This is a genomic window from Ruegeria sp. AE4, assembly GCF_056542185.1.
The window spans coordinates 1-4,417 of record NZ_JBQFZK010000038.1 but is presented as its reverse complement, the minus strand read 5'-3'; the positions used below and the strand labels follow the sequence as shown (position 1 = coordinate 4,417).

At 63.7% G+C, this 4,417-nt stretch carries 3 protein-coding genes; all 3 read right to left on the bottom strand.

Annotation, left to right across the window (positions count from 1 at the left end; all coding sequences use genetic code 11):
* The coding region (gene gcvP / locus ACR0EK_RS20165; RefSeq protein WP_480901160.1) for an aminomethyl-transferring glycine dehydrogenase at positions 1–2,825 on the bottom strand (2,825 nt) is incomplete at its 3' end.
* A gap of 113 nt (positions 2,826–2,938) precedes the next feature.
* Positions 2,939–3,304: a glycine cleavage system protein GcvH gene (gene gcvH / locus ACR0EK_RS20160; protein WP_209505056.1), complete on the bottom strand. Its 366-nt coding sequence runs from the start codon at positions 3,302–3,304 to the stop codon at positions 2,939–2,941.
* 18 nt (positions 3,305–3,322) lie between these two features.
* Positions 3,323–4,417, bottom strand: a complete 1,095-nt coding sequence (gene gcvT, locus ACR0EK_RS20155; protein WP_480560853.1) for a glycine cleavage system aminomethyltransferase GcvT — start codon at positions 4,415–4,417, stop codon at positions 3,323–3,325.

The window sequence follows — 4,417 nt, the reverse complement described above, 5'->3', positions numbered from 1 at the left end:
GGTGGGCATGTGCAGACGAGGTTTCGGTCGCCGTATGCGTTGTCGACGCGGTTGACGGGGGACCAGTATTTGTCGACGCCCATGGATCCCGGAGGGAAGCAGGCCTGTTCGCGGGTGTAGGGGCGGTCCCAGTCGCCGACCAGATCACGCACCGTGTGGGGGGCGTTTTTCAGCGGGTTGTTTTCCGCGTCGATCTTGCCGTCGATGATGTCCTGCGCTTCCGAGCGGATCGAGAGCATGGCGTCGCAAAAGCGGTCGAGCTCGTCCTTGGGTTCGGATTCGGTGGGCTCGACCATCAGGGTTCCGGCCACCGGCCAGCTCATCGTGGGCGCGTGGAAGCCTGAATCGACCAGACGTTTGGCCACATCGTCGACGGTGACATGCGCCGCCTCGTCCAGCGGCCTTGTGTCGAGGATGCATTCATGTGCCACCCGACCCGTTTCCGAGGTGTAGAGGATCGGATAGGCGTCCTTCAGCCGCGCCGCGATGTAGTTGGCGTTCAGGATCGCCACTTTGGTGGCCTGCGTCAGCCCCGCGCCGCCCATCAGCAGCACATAGGCCCATGAGACGGGAAGGATCGAGGGCGAGCCGAAGGGCGCCGCCGAGACCGGGCCCACGGCGGTGCCGTATTCCGGGTGGCCCGGCAGATGCTCGGCCAGATGCGCCTTGACGCCGATCGGACCCATGCCGGGGCCGCCACCGCCATGCGGGATGCAGAAGGTCTTGTGCAGGTTCAGGTGGCTGACATCGCCGCCAATGTCACCCGGACGTGCCAGCCCGACCATGGCGTTCATGTTGGCGCCGTCGATATAGACCTGACCGCCGTGATCATGGGTGATCTGGCAGACCTCCTGCACGGTGGTCTCGAACACGCCATGGGTCGAGGGGTAGGTGATCATGCAGGCGGCCAGATGGTCCGAATGCTTTTCCGCCTTTTCGCGGAAATCATTCAGATCGATATTGCCCTTGTCATCCGATTTCACCGGCACAACCTGCCAGCCCACCATCTGCGCCGAGGCCGGGTTGGTGCCATGGGCCGAGGTCGGGATCAGGCAGACATTGCGCTGCCCTTCGCCGCGGGCGAAGTGATAGTTGCGGATGGTCAGAAGACCCGCATATTCTCCCTGCGCGCCCGAGTTGGGCTGCTGGGAGATCGCGTCATAGCCGGTGATCTGGCACAGCTTGTCGTTCAGATCCGCAATCATCTGATGGTAGCCCTGCGCCTGATCTTCGGGCACGAAAGGATGCAGGTTGCCGAACTCGGGCCAGGTGACCGGGATCATCTCGACCGTGGCGTTCAGCTTCATGGTGCAGGATCCCAGCGGGATCATCGCCCGGTCCAGCGCCAGGTCGCGGTCGGCCAGACGGCGCATATAGCGGGTGATCTCGGCCTCGGCCCGGTTCTTGTGGAAGATCGGGTGGGTCAGGTACGCGCTTTCGCGCAGCGCGTAATCCGGCAGGCGGTATTGCTTGTTCGAGCTGTCATCCTTGCGGTCGATGCCGAAGGCACCCCAGACCGCCTCGATGGTCTCGGGGCGGGTCTGTTCGTCCAGGCTGATGCCCACGCGGGTCTCGCCGACCTTGCGCAGGTTGACGCCACGGGCCACGGCGGCCTCCATAACGACATTCTGCAGATGGCCGACCTCGACCGTGATGGTGTCGAAGAACACCTCGGGTTCGACCGCAAAGCCCGCCTCTTCCAGACCGGCGGCCAGGCGCGAGGTCTTGCGGTGCACCGATTGCGCGATCGCCTTGATGCCGTCGGGGCCGTGATAGACCGCATACATCGAGGCAATGACGGCCAGCAGCGCCTGCGCGGTGCAGACGTTCGAGTTCGCCTTTTCGCGGCGGATGTGCTGCTCGCGGGTTTGCAGCGACAGGCGGTAGGCCTTGTTGCCGCGGCTGTCGATGCTGACCCCGATGATCCGGCCCGGCATCGAGCGCTTCAGCTTGTCGGTGGTCGCCATATACGCGGCGTGCGGGCCGCCATAGCCCATCGGCACGCCAAAGCGCTGGGTCGAGCCGATGGCGATATCCGCGCCCATCTCGCCGGGGGATTTCAGCAGCGCCAGTGACAGGATATCGGCGGCGACAACGGCGATGGCGTTATGTTCATGCAGCGCCGCGATCTCGGTCGTGAAGTCGCGCACATGGCCATGGGTGCCCGGATACTGGAAGATCGCGCCAAAGACGGCACCTGCATCCAGCTGATCGGGATCGCCCACCTGCACGTCGATGCCCAAGGGTTCGGCGCGGGTTTTGATGACCGCGATGGTCTGCGGATGACAGTTGCGATCCACGAAGAAGGCCGCGTTATTGGCCTTGGACCGGCCGCCGCGCTTGGCCATTGCCATGGCTTCTGCCGCAGCCGTGGCTTCGTCGAGCAGCGAGGCGTTGGCCACATCGAGCCCGGTCAGGTCGCTGACCATGGTCTGGAAGTTCAGCAGCGCCTCAAGCCGGCCCTGGCTGATCTCGGGCTGATAGGGCGTGTAGGCGGTGTACCAGGCCGGGTTTTCCAGGATGTTGCGCAGGATCGGCGCCGGAGTGGTGGTGCCGTAATATCCCTGACCGATCAGCGAGGTCAGAACCTTGTTCTTGCCCGCCACCTGCTTCATGTGAAAGAGCGCATCGCGTTCCGTCATCGCCGGGCCCCAGTCCAGCGGTTCCTTCTGCCGGATCGCGGGCGGGACGGTGGCGTCGATCAGCTGGTCCAGCGTCTTGAAGCCGATCACCTGCAGCATGTCGCGCATTTCGGTGGGCGACGGGCCGATGTGGCGGCGATTGGCGAAGTCATAGGCTTCGTAATCGGTCAGTTTGAAGGCCATTGCAGCGCTCCTCAAGGATAGGTCAGACCCGGCGGAGACGGCAGGAGCCTCCGGCGGGAGTATTTGGAAAAGATGAAGCAGGGAGCCCCGGTCTCTGGGGCTCCGGGCCGGATTTAGCCGATGAAGGCCTTGTAGCCGGCTTCGTCCATCAGATCTTCCAGCTGCGCGGCATCGGCGATCTTGATCTTGTAGATCCAGGCCTCGCCCTCGGGGTCGTCGTTCAGCGCGCCGGGGTTGTCAGCCAGCGCCTCGTTCACTTCCGTAATCTCGCCATCAACCGGCGCGTAAAGCTCGGAGGCGGCCTTGACGGATTCGATCACGCCGATCTCGCCATCCTTCTCGAACTCGTCGCCCACCTCCTGCTGCTCGACAAAGACCACCTCACCCAGCTGCTCGGCCGCGTGTTTGGTGATGCCCAGCGTGGCCGTGTCGCCGTCGACCGCCAGCCATTCATGTTCTTCGGAATAATAGGTTGCCATGGTGTCTCTCTCCTGACTTCAACGCTTGTAATTCTGTTTGACGAAGGGCAGCGCCACGATCTGTGCCGGTTGCGCCTTGCCCCGGATGATCAGGTTGACCTTCTCGCCCGGCTCGCCATGGCCCGCGGACACATAGCCCATCGCAACCGGGCCGCCGACCGTGGGGCCAAAGCTGCCCGAGGTGATCTGACCGATGGTGTTGCCCTCAAGGCATTGCACCTCGACCCCCTGACGCGCGGGCGCGCGGCCGTCGGGCTTGATGCCCACCAGCTTGCGCGCAGGCCCCTCGGCCAGTTCGCGCTGCACACGTTCCGCACCCGGAAAGCCGCCTTCTTCCTTGCGGCGCTTCTGCATCGCCCAGCCAAGGCTGGCCTCGACCGGCGAGGTGCTCTGATCGATGTCATTGCCATAAAGGCACAGACCGGCTTCAAGCCGCAGGCTGTCGCGCGCGCCCAGACCCGCCGGTTCGCAATCCTCATGCGCAAGGAACGCCCGGGTGATCTCGATCGCCTTGTCTTCGGGGATCGAGATCTCGTACCCGTCCTCGCCCGTGTAGCCCAGCCGCGAGATGCGGCATTCGACACCCAAGATGTCGGCAATCGTGGTTTCCATGAACTTAAGATCGCGCGCCGCGGGGCAGAGCGCGCCCACCACATCCTCGGCCTTGGGGCCTTGCACCGCCACCAGCGCGCGGTCGAAGATCTCGGTCACCTCAACCCCGTCCAGATTGGCGCGCATATGCGGAATGTCCTGATGGCGCAGCGCCGCGTTCACCACCACAAAGTAATGATCCCCCGCGTTCGACACGATCAAATCGTCCATGATCCCGCCTTCGGCATTGGTGAAGAACCCGTACCGCGCCTTGCCTTCCTTCAGCGTCGCATAAGCCTGCGGACACAGTGCTTCCAGCTTCTCGCCCACATTCTCGCCCCGCAATATCACCTGACCCATATGCGACACATCAAACAACGCCGCCTTCTCGCGGCACTGCTTATGCTCGCCCATGATCCCCAGCGGATACTGAACCGGCATCTCCCACCCGGCAAAATCAACCATCTTGCCGCCCAACTCAACGTGAAGCCCAAAAAGCGGCGTGCGTCTAATCTCGGTCAT